The sequence below is a fragment of the Parahaliea aestuarii genome (assembly GCF_008064635.1).
Lineage (GTDB): Bacteria > Pseudomonadota > Gammaproteobacteria > Pseudomonadales > Halieaceae > Parahaliea > Parahaliea aestuarii.
Window position 1 is genome coordinate 331,609 of sequence record NZ_VRYZ01000006.1, and the last position, 15,383, is coordinate 346,991.

The 15,383-nt window shown below is 58.4% G+C and carries 12 protein-coding genes; 2 read left to right on the forward strand and 10 right to left on the reverse strand.

Annotated elements, in window-relative coordinates; genetic code table 11:
* Positions 1 to 43: 43 nt before the first annotated feature.
* Positions 44 to 1,384 carry an NADH:flavin oxidoreductase/NADH oxidase gene (locus FVW59_RS14775; RefSeq protein ID WP_342779706.1) on the reverse strand — a complete coding sequence of 447 codons (1,341 nt, stop codon included), beginning with the start codon at positions 1,382 to 1,384 and terminating at the stop codon, positions 44 to 46.
* 131 nt (positions 1,385 to 1,515) lie between these two features.
* Here FVW59_RS14775 and FVW59_RS14780 point away from each other — a divergent pair, with 131 nt between their 5' ends.
* Together FVW59_RS14780 and FVW59_RS14785 are read left to right on the forward strand one after the other, a co-directional pair.
* On the forward strand, positions 1,516 to 3,576 hold the full coding sequence (locus tag FVW59_RS14780; RefSeq protein WP_148065121.1) for a hydantoinase/oxoprolinase family protein: 2,061 nt from the start codon (positions 1,516 to 1,518) through the stop codon (positions 3,574 to 3,576).
* A gap of 16 nt (positions 3,577 to 3,592) precedes the next feature.
* The gene (locus FVW59_RS14785) at positions 3,593 to 5,278 is read left to right on the forward strand and encodes a hydantoinase B/oxoprolinase family protein (RefSeq protein ID WP_187275912.1); all 1,686 of its coding nucleotides are present in this window, start codon (positions 3,593 to 3,595) and stop codon (positions 5,276 to 5,278) included.
* Between the two features lie 34 nt (positions 5,279 to 5,312).
* On the opposite strand, the gene FVW59_RS14790 is transcribed toward FVW59_RS14785, so the two are convergent.
* From FVW59_RS14790 to FVW59_RS14830, 9 genes are all read right to left on the reverse strand, one after another.
* The gene (locus tag FVW59_RS14790) at positions 5,313 to 5,759 is read right to left on the reverse strand and encodes a nuclear transport factor 2 family protein (protein ID WP_187275913.1); all 447 of its coding nucleotides are present in this window, start codon (positions 5,757 to 5,759) and stop codon (positions 5,313 to 5,315) included.
* Complete coding sequence (locus FVW59_RS14795; RefSeq protein WP_187275914.1) at positions 5,746 to 6,273, reverse strand: peroxiredoxin family protein; 528 nt, start codon at positions 6,271 to 6,273, stop codon at positions 5,746 to 5,748. The genes FVW59_RS14790 and FVW59_RS14795 overlap by 14 nt, the downstream gene beginning before the upstream one ends.
* A 93-nt stretch (positions 6,274 to 6,366) precedes the next feature.
* Complete coding sequence (locus FVW59_RS14800; RefSeq protein WP_187275915.1) at positions 6,367 to 6,753, reverse strand: nuclear transport factor 2 family protein; 387 nt, start codon at positions 6,751 to 6,753, stop codon at positions 6,367 to 6,369.
* 226 nt (positions 6,754 to 6,979) lie between these two features.
* A complete protein-coding gene (locus FVW59_RS14805; RefSeq protein WP_148065126.1) occupies positions 6,980 to 7,426 on the reverse strand; it encodes a PaaI family thioesterase in 447 nt (148 codons plus the stop codon).
* On the reverse strand, positions 7,419 to 8,975 hold the full coding sequence (locus tag FVW59_RS14810; RefSeq protein WP_148065127.1) for a class I adenylate-forming enzyme family protein: 1,557 nt from the start codon (positions 8,973 to 8,975) through the stop codon (positions 7,419 to 7,421). The genes FVW59_RS14805 and FVW59_RS14810 overlap by 8 nt, the downstream gene beginning before the upstream one ends.
* A gap of 1 nt (position 8,976) precedes the next feature.
* Positions 8,977 to 10,218, reverse strand: a complete 1,242-nt coding sequence (locus tag FVW59_RS14815) for a thiolase family protein (protein ID WP_148065128.1) — start codon at positions 10,216 to 10,218, stop codon at positions 8,977 to 8,979.
* A 12-nt stretch (positions 10,219 to 10,230) separates the two neighbouring features.
* Complete coding sequence (gene paaN, locus FVW59_RS14820; protein ID WP_148065129.1) at positions 10,231 to 11,901, reverse strand: phenylacetic acid degradation protein PaaN; 1,671 nt, start codon at positions 11,899 to 11,901, stop codon at positions 10,231 to 10,233.
* 77 nt (positions 11,902 to 11,978) lie between these two features.
* Entirely contained in the window at positions 11,979 to 12,929 is a 951-nt protein-coding gene (locus tag FVW59_RS14825; protein ID WP_148065130.1) for a winged helix-turn-helix transcriptional regulator, read from the reverse strand.
* Positions 12,930 to 13,022: 93 nt separating this feature from the next.
* Positions 13,023 to 15,344 carry a TonB-dependent receptor gene (locus FVW59_RS14830; RefSeq protein WP_148065131.1) on the reverse strand — a complete coding sequence of 774 codons (2,322 nt, stop codon included), beginning with the start codon at positions 15,342 to 15,344 and terminating at the stop codon, positions 13,023 to 13,025.
* Positions 15,345 to 15,383 lie beyond the last annotated feature (39 nt).

The window sequence follows — 15,383 nt, forward strand, 5'->3', positions numbered from 1 at the left end:
GCGCACCTCGAGCCACGCGCCGGCCAAGCAATCGGCAGACGCGCTACCCGGGCACTCCACACGAATAGTGGTATGCGTAGTTACCGACACTCTTCCACCCAAGGTAATACTGCGGTGCCAATGCCACCAGCTCACAGCAGTTCAAGGTCGATGCAGCACGAGCCGCCCACAGCGGATCGCGCAAAAGCGCCCGCCCGAGCATGACGAGGTCGGCCCTGCCACCCGCAATGATCTCCGTGGCGAACACGGGATCTTCAATCAAGCCAACAGCAGCCACCGGAATATCGACTTCACGACGTATCCGCGCAGCTGCGTCGACCTGATATCCCGGATACAAGGGTATGACACCACTAGCGGGGGACTCTCCATCACACCCTTCACGGGGCAAATCCTTCATCACTGCAACCGTGTCAGGGCTATTGCCCCCGGAACTGACATCGATGATATCCACCCCCAGCTGCTTTAGCCGACCTGCCAGATATATTGAGTCATCAATATCCCACCCGCCGCTCAACCAGTCTGTGTACGAAATCCTCACAGACAGCACCGTATCGGCCGGGATCCGGCGCCGCACCCTAGCAGCGGTTTCCAGCAGGAAGCGCGAACGCCCGACCCTGTCACCACCATAGGAATCCTCTCGCTTGTTTGACAGAGGCGAATAGAAGCAATGTGGCAAATAGCCGTGGGCGGCATGTAGCTCAATCCACCGGTAGCCTGCCTCTACAGCATATCCGGCCGACCTCTCAAACTCACTCTGAACACATTCAATATCAGCCGCTGCCATCTCTCTCGGCACTGGCGCCCCCGGACCAAAACGGACTGAACTCGCCCCCATCACCGGCCACCCCCCCTCCCCCGGATACAGCCAGTGCACTGGAACCAGTCCGCATTCGTTATAGGGCCGCGCCATACTTCCTTTTCGGCCGGAATGCGCAAGCTGAATACCGGGCACCGCCCCCTGACTCTCAATGAAAGCCACCAATCGGCGATGAGCATCGACATGCCCCTCTGACCACAAGCCCAGGTCATAGGGGCTGATCCTGCCCTCCGGACTCACAGCCGTAGCCTCAGTCATAACCAGCCCGACACCAGCCGCCGCCCTCGCCCCGAGGTGCATCAAATGCCAGTCATTGGGCATGCCATCAAATGCACTGGTCTGAACCATAGGTGACAGCGCAATCCGGTTTCTGAGGGTGACCCCCCGAATCGAAAGCGGCGAGAAAAGCTCCCTGCCGCTTGCACCCGAAGCTGCACCCGCCCCTACTCCAGCCCCGGAACTCTCTTCCAAACCCGCCTCCCACATATGCTCCCCACGGCAATGGCCACCGCAGCAATCGGCGGGCCTTCGCACTCGATCAGAATCTAGATATCGTTCTGCAAGCATTTCACGATATAAATATATACATTAACGACAATAGCGCTTTTTTTATGCTTTACCAAATATACATCATTCGTATATATTACTACTATAATGAAAGGTAAAAGTTCCTGAACGCAGTATAACCGGAGATACCCATGATCACCATAGGCATAGATGTAGGCGGAACATTCACTGATGTATTCCTGAGAGATAGTGACAGCAAGCACTGGGTCGTACAGAAAGTCCCCTCGACGCCGCCCCATTTTGAACAGGGCTTCATGAACGGCCTTGGGAGCATACTTGGCAAGTCCGGATCGTCTGCGCCGCAAGTGGGTCGGGTGATACACGGCACTACCGTTGCAACCAATGCCATCATTACTGAAACCGGCGCTCGCGTTGGCTTTCTCATGACAGAGGGATTCAGGGATATTTTGTACATAGGCCTGGGATGGAGGCCGCACATGTACGACCTCGACATGGACCCGGTGGAGCCACTTTTTCTTGCTCCACGACGCCGGTCACTGGAAGTCAAGGAAAGAACAGACGTGTCAGGCAACATCATCACACCACTGGATGAACAAAGTCTTAGAAGTGCTGCGAAGTGTCTGGTTGAAGAACACGACGTAGAGGTTTTTGTGATCTGCTATCTTCACGCATACGTCAACCCGGAAAATGAGCGGCGCAGTCGGGACATCCTGGCTCAGATGTACCCGGATATACCTGTCAGCATTTCCAGCGATGTACTACCCAGGAAGCGCGAATATCGCCGATTGGTCGTCACTGGCTTTGATGGCTATGTAAAGCCGGCAGTAACCGACTATCTCACCAAGCTTTCTACCAGCCTGCAGGAATCCGGGATAAATGCCCCGTTCCATATCATGCAATCGCACGGAGGCGTTGGCGGAGTACCGAATATCGTGGAACGCCCCGTGCGCACGGTGCTTTCCGGCCTCGCTGCGGGCGTCATTGGCGCAGCGAATGTCGGACGCTCTTCAGGACACCCGAACTGCATCAGCTTTGACATGGGCGGGACGAGCACAGACGTTGCCCTTATCAGCGATGGCAAACCCATCATCACCAGCAATGGCAGTTTTGAAGACTATCCGCTCAACATTCCCATGGTTGACGTGAGAACAATTGGAGCCGGCGGCAGCAGTATTGCATATGTTGATGAGGGCGGGGCGCTGAAAGTCGGGCCGGAAAGTGCCGGCGCAGTACCCGGACCAGTTTGCTATGGTCGCGGCGGCACCAGGCCGACCGTTACCGATGCCAGTCTTGTACTAGGCTATCTAAACCCTGAATCCTTCGCAGGTGACCTCAACATCGACCGCGAAAAGAGCTTCAAGGCTATTGAGGAGCAAATTGCAAAACCGCTTGGAATGGATACGCTGGAAGCTGCACTTGGGATCCACGCCATTGTCAATTCAAACATGGCTCAGACGTTACGGCTTGTATCAATCAAGCGCGGCTTTGACCCAAGGGACTTCACCCTGATTCCCTTCGGCGGTGCCGGCCCGCTACAGGGTGGGCGTTGTGCTGAGTTTGCCAGTATCCGCAAGATCCTTGTACCACCGGCGCCAGGCGTGCTGTCTGCGATGGGGCTCATGCTGGCTCCAATTCAGCATGAGTCTATGGTCAGCTACGAGGCTACCGCAAGTGATACAAGCGTAGACAGCCTGCGTGAAGCACTGGCACAGCTGGACAGCCAGAACAGCGCCCGCATGAGCGCTGATGGCGTGGATACCTCCGACGTAATCATGGAGTACTACGCGGAGATGCGCTACGTGGGACAGGCCCACGAACTTGAAATTCCCATCGGATCTGAACTGGGCCCATCCTGCATAAATCACCTCATACAGCTTTTCCACGAAACTCATCATCAAACCTACAATCACAGTGACCCAGCTGCGCCGGTTGAGCTCGTCTCGCTGCGCAGCGTTCACCTCAGCAACGCTCAGGAACAAGCCTTGCTGGGCGAGGACGCAGGAACGGCGAAGGAAACCCCGGAGCCTACCTACCGAAGAATGTGCTTTGACAAGAGCATCGGCTTCGAGGATACCCCGGTCTATTCCCGTGCCACTCTGCCGACAGGCTTTTCGCTCATTGGCCCCGCCATCATTGAGCAACTCGATACAACCACACTGATCTATCGAAATCACCGTGCCAGCGTAGATGTCTATGGCAACATCATTATTGATGTTCCCGATACAGAATAAGTCGAAGGAGCAGGGCATGCATAATACAGTGGTAGACCCCGTCACCCGCGAAGTTATAAGCGGGATGCTTAACGCAGTGACTGCAGAGATGCAGCAGACTCTGATTAGTACGTCACACTCTCCAATCATTACTGAAGGGCAGGATGCCACTGCGGCGATCTTTGATACAGAGGGTCGAAACATAGCGCAGGCAACTGCCGTTCCGGTACATCTGGGCGTGCTTGTTGAGATGGGGAAAAGGTTCGCAGCCCAGTATCCCGAAGGAGTTGCGGAGCCTGGTGATATCTATGTTTGCAACGATCCCTACTGTGGTGGCACGCACTTGCCGGACATTGCGGTAGTAGCCCCTGTTTTCTATGACGATTACCTGGTTGGCTACGTTGCCACCATGACCCATCATCGCGACATTGGTGGCTACGCGCCTGGAAGCGTTAACGTAGAGGCAAGGGATCTGCACGCGGAGGGGCTCCGCATTCCCATAGTACGACTGTATCACCGGGGCGAATTGAACGATTCCCTCAATGCGCTCCTGGAATCCAACACCCGCACCCCCGAGAGCCTGCGTGGCGACCTGGGCGCACAGATTGCCGCATGCCGTACCGGCCTCAAGCGGTACTCACGTGTATTCTCTCGCTGGGGCAGGGAGACCATCGCCGAGGCAAATCGGCAATTGATGGATTACGCCGAATCACTCACACGAGCAGAGATTGGTCGCATAAATGACGGCGACTTCTACTTCGAGGACTGGCTCGATGATGACGGCCTTGATCCTGCCAATGATCCGTTGAAAATTGCCGTTACATTAAGGGTCCGCGGAGACGAAATAGAATTTGATTTTACCGGGACTGATCCACAGGCTACTTCTGCCATCAATAACGTCCCTTCCTCGACCAATGCCGTAGTGTTCTACGCAGTCCGCCTGCTGACCGGCGACCGAATACCGAATAACGACGGATGTTATCGCCCCATCAGAACCGTGCTTCCTGCCGGTACCCTGGTAAGTGCCAACTATCCGGCACCAGTAGCAGCCCGTGGAATGTCGCTAAAACGCATCGAGGACGTAGTGCTGGGCGCCATGATAAAAGCCGTGCCAGAGTTCTTCACGGCTGCCCATAGTGGCCAGTACACCATGGTCACTATCGCGGGCCAGGATCCGGAAACCGGTCGAGCGCTACTTGGGCATATTGGAGGACCTTACGCCGGCGGCCATGGGGCTCGTCCGCGCAAAGATGGCATCGATGTCACAGAACATGGCGCAACCAACGGCTCTCCCATTCCGCTCGAGGTAGCCGAAGCAAAGCTACCGTTGTTGTTCAGGCAGTGCTCGCTCTGGACCGATTCTGGGGGAGCAGGACGCAATCGCGGCGGACTCGGCTACCACGTCGATGTTGAATGGAGAGGGCCTGCTGTTTACGCCCAGCTACGACGCGAGAGGATGAAGTTCAAACCCTGGGGCGCCCTGGGAGGAAGCGATGCACCACTTTGCAGCACTGAGTTCTTCGGGATCGACGGTAGCAACGAAGAACTGCCTGGCAAATGCAGAAGGGCATTGATTGCCGGCGACAGGCTGTCCATCTATACAACCGGCGGAGGCGGCTATGGCAATCCTCGCGAAAGAGATCGTATCGCCGTCGAGAACGATGTAATCGATGGCAAGGTATCAGTTGAAGCAGCCAAAGAGGTATACGGCTACTCTGGCTAACCGGAAACCGGGGTTCAGTCCGGCAGGACGCGGCTCAACAACGAGCCGCATCTTCAAAAAGCTGGCCGTGCGGGGAATCCGGCATGTATGTATGATCGCTGACGATCCGGCCTTCCTCATTGAATACCATGAACGCAGAGAATGGCCAGCCGCGGGACTCACCCTCCTTCGTTGTCATGCGCACCTCTCCTTCGAAGGCAACGGAATTTCCGCTTGCTATGACTGTCCCGAAGACGATTTTCCGTTCGGCATAAACCCCCTCAATCTGGAGCTCCGCCTTTCGCCAGGCCTGCTTGAAGTTTCCTTCCCCGGAAACCCGGTGCCCCTGCAAAACTGCGACAACATCCGGCTCGTCCGCGTAGATTTCGTCAACCATTCGCGCAGCAGAACCCCCCGGGAGACGCCAGGCTTCTGCCCACGCTTTTATAACGCCCAGATTCCTCTGCTCCACTTCCAGCTGCTTACTGCTACCTGAAGTCATTTTTGTCACCTTCGTCGAATATTCCTGATTCTCTGATCTGGCCTGTAATGACCGCTGCGTCACTGACCTCATAAGCACCGGGTTCTTCGATATTGAGAATCCTGACAACCCGATCGACTGCGAGCAGCGAGAACCGATGGCTCCGAAAGCCGAGAGCAAAGCGCGTACAGTCCATTTCCAGACCAAGTTGCGTGTGATACTCACATTGGCCATCGGCCAGCATCAGTATCTTATTTCCCACTTCGCACCGCTCGCCCCATGCATGCATCACAAACGCGTCATTCACAGAAACACAACATATCGTGTCCACGCCGAGCGAAAACAGTTCCGATGAGTATCTTAGGTAGCTGGGAACCTGGAGTCGGGTGCTTTTCTCCGTGAATGCTCCGGGGCAGGAAAAAAGCACCACCGATTTTCCGCTAAACAGGTCGGCGGCGCTGACAATGGCAGGCCCGCTTGCTTCCAGCACTCTGAACACTCCATCTGGCAATTTCGATCCGGTGTCTATTCTCACTCTGACTCCCCGCTCAAGCACTGCCTGACATGAATCGGCTGCGCGCCACCAAGTACATATCTGCTTCTGCCCCGCATTTAACTCACCACCGCATTATTCAGACAGCGTATCCATCTGCGAAACCAGTTGTGCCCTGTCGTAGTACTCCCGCCAACTGACAACATGCGCCCCTTCCACATCCAGTACCGCAGCTACGGGAATTTCCCCGCGCCGGCCGTTCACTTCAAAAACATCCAATCGTTCCAGAAATACCGTATTGCCACATACTGCAATATTCCTGAGATTCAGCTTTAACATACCGGCACCACCGAACAGCCTGGTTAAATGCGCATTCAATGCTTCCCGACCCTTGGTCGGCGATCGATTCATCATGCTGTGAAACTCGCCATCCTCACTGAATATCCCGACGATGGCATCAACATCCAGCCCATTCCAGGCGATGACCATTTCATGGACTACAGATAGGGGATTACTTGTCATAACTACGCCCTCCAGAGAAGCAGGTATATCAGCGGAGTAACTCTTGTACACCGACAACCGATAGAGTATCGGCATGGCACCGACAATTCTACTACTATATTGCAAGCTATAGTAGACCCAACCTTCAACGTAGATCGTATATAAAGATAACCTAGAGAATTATTTGATATTAGTATTTATATTTCTAGTATTTTTGCGATAGCTATATACAGGGCGCCACCACTTTCTACAGAATCATTGCGGTAGCGGTGCCACTGGCAATCAACTTGCCATCTGCGGATAGGATTCGTCCAGTCACGGTACCCAAGCGCCGCCCCCTGTGCTCAACACTGGCCTCAACCGAGACATCCGGATCTCCCTGGCGAAGCGACCGCAGGAACTTTACTGCCAGATCAACGATCGTATGACGCTCACCGGGTGCCAGTGTTGTCATTGCGGCGCCCCCCATGGCCGTATCGAGTAGCGAAGCCAGTGCACCGCCGTGAACGCCACCGATAAGGTTTATATGGCTCTCTTGCGGCGTATAGATATAAACAACACTACCCTCCGCAATGCTGGCGACTTCATAGCCGAGATTGGCTGCCATACCGAAGCGCGCTTCGACATCGCGCTCGAACAGCCGCATTCTCTCAAGTCCGCTGAGGTGACCATACTCCTTATGATAATCAATCATCTGAAATTGCCTGCTCGTCGACCTGACCCATCTGCTTTTGTAGCTGCTGCTGAACTTCACGCCGAACGACTTTCCCCACCGCGTTTCTGGGTATCTGACGCCAGAAGTGAAAAGCCTTGGGGGTCTTCACCGGCCCGATACGCGCTTTGAGTGTCGCCTCAATGAAATCTGCGCCAATGGACTCGGTGTCCTCCACCCGCAAGACCGCCTCCACCCGCTCCCCCCAGTAGGCATCCGGCATTGCAACCACCACGCATTCACGAATGCCTCCCAGATCCATCAACGCAGCCTCGACCTCGGCGGGATATACATTAAAACCACCGGTGATGATCACCTCTTTCGCCCTGCCACAGATATAAAGATAGCCGGCGTCATCCAGGTACCCCAGATCGCCTGTATACAGCCAACCGTCACGAAGAGCTTCTGCGGTCTGCTTCGGAGCCTCGAAGTAGCCCGAAGTCACCAGCGCGCCCTTCACTGTTATCTCGCCGATTTCCCCCGGAGCCAGGGCGCCACCTTGCCGATCACGAATCTCAATCTGGACATGTGGGCCAGCCCGCCCGACCGAAGCTCGCAACTCCGGCCGGCACATCTCATCGGAGCCAAGCATGGTAATCACCATCGGCGCTTCTGTCTGGCCGTAGACGGTCGAGACACAGGGACCCAGTACAGCCTGTGCCGCCGCGATGCGCTCTCCCGGCATTGGCGCCGCGCCGTAAGTGATATGACGCAGACTACGGAACGCCTCGGGTGAACTTTCAGGCGCTTCTATCAGCTTGTAGATAAGGGTTGGCGGCATAAAGCTCACACTTACCCGTCGTTCCGTTATCAGCTGCACCAGGTGATGAGGTTCCGCCGATTGCGTAAGAACATGCCGACCACCGGCCGCCAGGAGCGGCAGGATATAGTGCGCCGCGCCATGCGTGAGAGGTGCCACAGCGAGATTGGTATCAGAAGGGCCCAGGCGATAGAAAGTATCAAAAGTTGCAATTACCGCTGCGACATTCCGGTAGCTCTGCAGTACTCCCTTGGGTTCGCCGGTAGTACCGCCGGTGAACTTGATAGCCATCAATTCATCCAGTGGCGGCCTGTCCGGGACGAACGGCTGGTCAAGGTGCGGTGTCAGCAGATAGTCAACACTATCCTTGGCGTCCGGTGCCGCGTCCAGGTACCTTGTTTCCACCGTGCAGTCAGACAGCGCCGACGCCGAGTAAACATCCACCAGTAACAAGGCCGGCTGCACCCGTTTCAAAGCAGCGAGATTCGTCTGGACCCCATTGCGCGGATTTACCGGCACCCAGACGCGTCCAGCCAGTAGTACGGCGAGGAAGGCGCAAAGGTGATCACAGCTGTTACGCGCACAGATGGCAACGCAGCCGCCCATCGGTACTTGCTCGACTATCGCAGCAGCAAGCGCTTCGCTGCGCCGGGTCAGTTCCCGATAGGTGAGTTGGACGCTTTCATCTTCGGCAGCAATCGCATCAGGATCAATGGCCAGTCCGCGATAGAGGCAATCAACCGGGTGATAATGTTCAAGCTGGTCTGTCATGTCAGCGCTGCAGCACCGTGACGACAGTCGCGGCCTCCTCAACCTCGTAGAAACCACCGCCGTTTTCGGCAACGGCCACTCTGGCTGCTTCCACTTGCCGCTTCCCGGCCCGGCCGCGCAGCTGGGTAGCCAGTTCAACCAGCTGTGCAACGCCCGTGGCACCGACCGGATGTCCCTTGGAAACAAGGCCTCCTGACGGGTTGACGGGAACCCTTCCCCCGAGCGCGGTGGCACCACTCTCACTGAAAGGCCCTCCTTCACCTACCGGGCACAAACCGAGGTTTTCAATCTGCTGAATCTCGGCGAAGGCTGATGCATCGTGGAGCTCGACTACATCTATATCCGCGGGATCAATACCGGCCTGTTCGTAAGCAGCGAATGCGGCACGCCGGCCGAGGTGGCGCTCATAGTCTGCTGCCTCTCGCTGCGTGCCGCTGACCAGGCTGATGCCGGCGACACGCACCGGGGCGCGGTCGCGAAAGCGATTTAACACGCGTTCGCTGCAGACAACCAGCGCCGCGGCGCCGTCGCTGACCGGCGCGCACATGGAGCGGGTGAAGGGCCAGCTGATGAGCTTGTCTGCGAGCACTTCATCCGCGCTCATGTTGTGCTGGTACTGGGATTGCGGGTTCATCGTCGAGTGCCAGTGATTCTTGGCGGCCACCGCAGCCAGCTGGCGCTGGGTGGTGCCGAAGGTTTTCATATGCAGCCGGGCGAACGCGGCGTACATATCCATGAAGAAACTGTGCTCGCCAGTTTTGGCGCCGCGCAATGCAGCGGGAATCAGGTCCGCCGCCATGGCGGCAAGCCGCGCGCGGGTCTCGTCCACTGTGTAAATGTCAGTGCCTCCAAGGAATGCCCGCAGCATCGCCTCCGGGCGATCGGGGAAAAACATTTTCTCCGCCCCCAGCACCAGCGCGATGTCACACAAACCGGCACGCAGGTGCGCATAGGCCTGCAGCAGCGCGGTACTGCCACTGGCACAGGCATTTTCCACATTCGCTATGGCGATGCCTTCAAATCCCATACTGCGCAGCGCGCACTGGCCGCGCACTGTGTTCTGGCCTTCCAGCAGAGCCTGCCGGGTGTTTGAAAACCAGGCGGCTTCGATATCACCGACGGTCAGGCCGGCATCTTTCAGTGCGGCCTCAACCGCCTCCCGACTGAGGTCCTTGACCGATCGTTGCGGGAACTTGCCGAGCGCCGTCATGCCAACGCCGACGATAAAAACGCCATCGCCCATCTCAAACACCTTCTAGCTGCGCATGAACTTGCTTTGCACGATGCGAAAGCGCGAAGTGACAAACGCCAGGTCCGCCAGGCAGGCATTGCCGGCGGGATTGAGCCCGGTGACGTGGAAGTCGGAGTAGGCCGCGGCAAAGTTGATCGGCATGCCGTGGAGATTTACCGCCACCGACGCGCCCACCGCATGATAGGCCTCTACTGCCGCTTCGATAAAAGACTCGTCCACAGAGTACACATGGGAGGTAATGGCGCCACAGTCCCGCGCGTTGGCGGTGGCGTCCGCCAGGCAGGCTTCAGCCGAGCTGTTGGCGATCAGAAAGGAGACCGGACCAAAGACCTCTTGGCGATAGAGTTCGCGGTCGCTTTCCGTCGCCGCTATCACCAGCGGTGACGCGGTTCGCGCCTCGGGAAACTCTGCATAGTGCAGCGGCGCCGAGTCCCTGAGGATGCGATCACCGGCCAGCTCCCGGTAGCGGGCAATATTGTCGGTCACCGAGGGATCAAACAGCGTCCCGCACAATGTGGCGGCGCGCCGCGGATCAGCCAGCCACCCGTCAACAGCCTCGCAGATCGCCGCCTGCACCTGCGCCAGCGGCACACGTTCACCGGCGACTTTCACCCCCGCCGCAGGCAGATGAATGTTCTGCACACTGGTACACATCTGCGCCGATGCCTGGCACAGGGACTGGGCGATGGCCCGCGCGGTGGCCGCGAGATCGTCAGTGGACTCCAGCACCACAGAATTGCAGCCGGCGGTCTCGGTGTACACCTGCTTGCCCGGGCAGTTCTGCTCAAGGTAACTGCCAAAACGCGGGCTGCCGGTGAAATCGATAATCGCCGTGTCGGGGTGCTCCACCAGGGCCAGCGCGGCGGGCGCCGCGCGGGTGTCGGCGACCATGGTCACCAGGTTGGGATCGAAACCGACCTCCTCCAGCACGGCGCGACACACCTTCGCGACCATGGCGACCGGCAGGGTCGCCGCGGGATGTGGCTTGAGTATCACCGGGTTCCCTGTCGCCAGCGAGGCGCACAGGGCGGGGTAGGTGTTCCACAGGGGGAAGGTTGCACAGCAAATCACCACCGACACGCCGCGCGGTACCAGGCGATAGCGCTTGTCGAGGCAGGCGGCGCCGTCGCCGCCGAAGCTGCGCTCCCAGCTTGCCGTTTCCGGCACATCACTCATCGCCTTGTGGGCGTAGGCCAGTGCCTCCAGGCCCCGGTCCAGGGCGTTGGCGCCGCTGCCGGCAAAGGCCATCACGTAGGACTGGCCGGAGGTATGCATGGTGGCGTGGGCATTGGCAAACAACTGCTCGCCGCAGCGCTGCAGTATTTCCAGACAGACACCCATCCGCTGCTGCGGGCTGGCCGCCGCCCAGTCTTTGCGGCCTGCGGCGATGGCCCCGAACAGCGCTTCCGGCGCCGGTGCCTCATAGCGAATGCCCAGCGGCTTGCCGGTATAGGGCGAGACCTCTTCTCCCACCCAGTCCGACACGCCCGGCTGGCCCAGGCTGAAGTCATTGCCCAGCATGGCCTCGAATGCGGCGCGCCCGGCGGCAGGCTTCTCTTCGCCGTGGACCTTGGTGCTGGGGCTTTCCGGCCAGCCGCTCCAGGAGTAGCGCCTGGCGCAGGCGTCGATGGCTTTGTCCAGCAGGGGACGGTGTTGGGAAAACCAGTCAGTCATGGCGGCGCACCTCGGCATAAAGGAATTGCAAGATGCCACAGCATAGTCTTGTTATGCAAGTATTTATATTTATAGTGCTATCCGGAACTTCTGACAGCCTTGCGCTCCAGGTTGAGAATCGTGAAATCCACTTCATCCGGGCGCACTTCTTCACCGCATTGATCGCACACAACCCGGCCTTGCAGGGCGTGGCCACAGGCCGTGTGGGTCAACTCCATCGGCGGGCCAGCGCCGTCCGGATCGCACCAGCGGTCACCCCACTGCAGTACGGTGAGGAACCAGGGAAAGAGATCCCAGCCCTTGTCGGTGAGAAAATACTCGTGGCGCAGCGGGCGCTGCTGATAGGGCCGGGTTTCGAAAATCCCCTGCTCCACCAGGAAGCGCATGCGGTCCGCGAGGATATTGGTGGCCACCGGCAATTCCCGGCGAAACTCGTCAAAACGGTGAAGATCGTGAAAGGCCAGTGCAATCACATTGGCCGTCCAGCGATCGCCCACCAGGTTCACCAAGTTGCGGTAGACATGCCGCTCACTGGGAATGGCATCGGCTGACAGGGAGGAGCGGCGGCGCACTTTCTTGTCGCGCACGTCGCGGGTTGCCCCCGGTCCCGGCTGAAAACTCACATCGCGCCCATCGACAGCGCCGTGACAGTGACCGCACGTCATCAGCGGCTCGAAGCGCTTGCCACAGTTGCGATGCACCAGCCTTACCGCCTGGATATCCGGGGTGTCGTAGTAGCGGTCCTCCCACGCCACCGCCATCAGGGCGTTGTGATAGAGGTCCACCGATTTGTGCGTCAGGTGGTAGCTGGGATGGCGCGCACCGCCGCGCCGCCGCAAACAGTCGTGATCCTGCAACCATTTGAGGCGGTCCGACAGGACGCCACGGGAAATACCGGTTTCCTGCAAAATACCGCCAAAGGAGTTAATCCCCCAGAACACTTCCTGCAGGATCAGCAGACACCACTTGTCCCCTATCTGGTCCAGCGCCCGGTTGATGGAGCTGGCGCGTGTTGTCAATTCAGTCATAAAGCCACCCGGCAACAACAAGCGGCTATTGTGCCCAATGCCGGCATCGAATTCATACCGGCAAAAGGGCGAAGGGCTGCAGCGACTGGAACGTCAAAAGTTCTTGGTCACCGTGAGTCCGTAAGTGCGCGGAGCCATGTAAAACTCCGATGTCACACCGGTGGGGTCCACAATAAGGTTGGACAGAACCAGTTCGTCGGTGAGGTTTTTACCCCACAGGTCGATGGTCAGGCTGGTGTCGGCGCTGGTCCAGCCCACACTGGCATCCAGCAGGCCCTCGGCCGGCTGCGCTTCCCGTTCACGATTCTGCGGGCCGAGGAAGTATTCGTCCTTCCAGCTGTAGGTTGCCCCGAAGTCCAGTGCCGCACCACCGTTCAGCGGCCAGCGATAGTTTGCGCTCACGGTATAGGCCTGCTCCGGTGCATAGGCCAGGTTGTTGCCGGACAGGTCGAGCCCGTTGGAATTGACGAACTCATCGTAGGTCGCGTCGTTCCAGCTGTAGCTTGCGCTCAGCGTCAGGTTCTCCACCGGTATGACATCGAAGGAAGCCTCGATACCCTCCGAGACCGCCTGCGCGTTCAGCAGGGTCAGCAGGAACAGGCTGTTCAGCTCAAACACCTGCAGGTCTTCGTAATCCATATCGAAATAGGACAGGTTGAACTGCAGGCGGTTGTCCCACCAGTTGGATTTCATGCCCACTTCACGATTGGTCACGAACTCGGGATCCACCGCCTGTGCCGCAACAGAAGGCAGGTTGGTCTGGGACTGGAAGGCACCGCTCTTGTAGCCTTCGGAATACGTAGCATAGAGCATCATCCCGTCCCAGGGGTGCCATGCGACCGACAGTTTCTGGGTCACTTTCGACCAGGAATCGCTGGCCGACACCGGCGCAGCAAATTCCGGCAGAATCAGCGGAACCCCGGAAGGCGTGGTGCCCAGGAGGTCGAGGGCATTCTGGGTAATGTCTTTCTCGTCCTCCGCCCAGCGCAGGCCGTAGGTCAGCGTCAGTTGTTCGGTAATATGCCAATCGGCCTGGCCGTAAACAGCCGTGCTCTTGGTGGTATTGTCCTGGGTGAACAGCACATCCCCGGTTCCGGCCAGTCCGAGCCCCTGTAGCAGGGTGCTGTACTGCGTGTAGAACTCTTCCTCGCGTTCGACATCTTCCTCCATGTAGAACGCGCCGAGCAGCCAGTTGAAGCGATCCGTACTGCCGGCCAGGCGGAACTCCTGCGACCACTGGGAGGCCTCTTCCTCCGCCGCGTCAATCACGTTTTCCGGCCCGGTGAACGAACCGGGGGGCAGCGGCACGCCAGGCGGCGAGGGTGCGTCCAGGTCAATTAGTGGCAGGCCGGTAAGGTCGTCCAGGCTGCTGTAGTCACTGAACCGCCAGGCGGTGATGGAGGTCAGCGTGGCCACATCCATATCGTATTCAAGGCGCGCCATCAGGCCGCCGGTTTCGCGCTCCTGGGTGGTATCGAACTGGGAGGCACAGTTGCGCACGTCAGCGCGGTAGCGATCCGACATGGCGCCTTCCCAGAACGGCCCCAGCCCGGCAATCGCCTTGTCCAGGTTGCGCACGTGGCGACAGCTGCCGTTGGTCTCGTTGTCGGCGTAGTCGGCGCCCAGCAGCAGCTCTGCGTTATCGCCGATATCAAACAGCAACTGGCCGCGCGCGCTCCAGTTCTCCAGGTTTCCGATGTCATCGCCGCCGTTGGCGGCACCGATGCTCCCGTCTATCAACTTGCTCGACGAGAAGTCACCCATACTGGCGATCTCATCGGCGGTAATCACGTTCTTGCCGAAGCCGTCGCGTTCGCGCCAGGAAAAGACCAGTTTCCCCGCCGTACTCTCGCTCAGGGGGCCAGACGCGAGCCCCTGCAGATGCAGCAGACCGTCGCTACCCAACGAACCGCGCACTCGCAGTTCATTCTCCTGGGAGGGGCGGCTGGTCACGATATTGACCGCGCCACCGTTGGTATTCTTCCCGTACAGCGTTCCCTGCGGACCGCGCAGTATTTCAATACGCTCCAGGTCGAACAGATCGAAGCCGATGCCGCCCGTGCGGCCAATGTAGACTTCGTCGATGAATACGCCCACCGCGGGATCGGAAGCCGCGGAATCGGAGCTGTTGCCAATACCGCGGATGTAAATACGCGGCTCACCGACATTGAACTGATTAAAGGTCAGGCCGGGCGTGCGATAGGCGATATCGTTCAGGCCCTCGATTTTGCCGACCTCGACATTGCCGCCATCCAGCGCGGCCACCGACAGGGGCACATCCTGAATACTCTGGCTGCGCTTCTCGGCGGTTACGATAACCTCTTCCAGTTGCGGTTGGGCATAGGCAGCCTGGTGCACGGCCATCGCCAGCGGAAGGAGCGCGGTTGCGGGCGCGCGGAACAGTGCTTTTTTCATGTAAGCCTCTCGTTTAACTTTATGGATTATAGGTGGGGC

Bases quoted from the DNA above. Each gene is read 5' to 3' on its own strand.
- FVW59_RS14810 (WP_148065127.1), bottom strand. From the start codon at position 8,975: ATGACAGACCAGCTTGAACATTATCACCCGGTTGATTGCCTCTATCGC.
- FVW59_RS14825 (WP_148065130.1), bottom strand. From the start codon at position 12,929: ATGACTGAATTGACAACACGCGCCAGCTCCATCAACCGGGCGCTGGAC.
- FVW59_RS14830 (WP_148065131.1), bottom strand. From the start codon at position 15,344: ATGAAAAAAGCACTGTTCCGCGCGCCCGCAACCGCGCTCCTTCCGCTG.
- FVW59_RS14790 (WP_187275913.1), bottom strand. From the start codon at position 5,759: ATGACTTCAGGTAGCAGTAAGCAGCTGGAAGTGGAGCAGAGGAATCTG.
- FVW59_RS14800 (WP_187275915.1), bottom strand. From the start codon at position 6,753: ATGACAAGTAATCCCCTATCTGTAGTCCATGAAATGGTCATCGCCTGG.
- FVW59_RS14780 (WP_148065121.1), top strand. From the start codon at position 1,516: ATGATCACCATAGGCATAGATGTAGGCGGAACATTCACTGATGTATTC.
- FVW59_RS14815 (WP_148065128.1), bottom strand. From the start codon at position 10,218: ATGGGCGATGGCGTTTTTATCGTCGGCGTTGGCATGACGGCGCTCGGC.
- paaN (WP_148065129.1), bottom strand. From the start codon at position 11,901: ATGACTGACTGGTTTTCCCAACACCGTCCCCTGCTGGACAAAGCCATC.
- FVW59_RS14775 (WP_342779706.1), bottom strand. From the start codon at position 1,384: ATGCTTGCAGAACGATATCTAGATTCTGATCGAGTGCGAAGGCCCGCC.
- FVW59_RS14785 (WP_187275912.1), top strand. From the start codon at position 3,593: ATGCATAATACAGTGGTAGACCCCGTCACCCGCGAAGTTATAAGCGGG.
- FVW59_RS14805 (WP_148065126.1), bottom strand. From the start codon at position 7,426: ATGATTGATTATCATAAGGAGTATGGTCACCTCAGCGGACTTGAGAGA.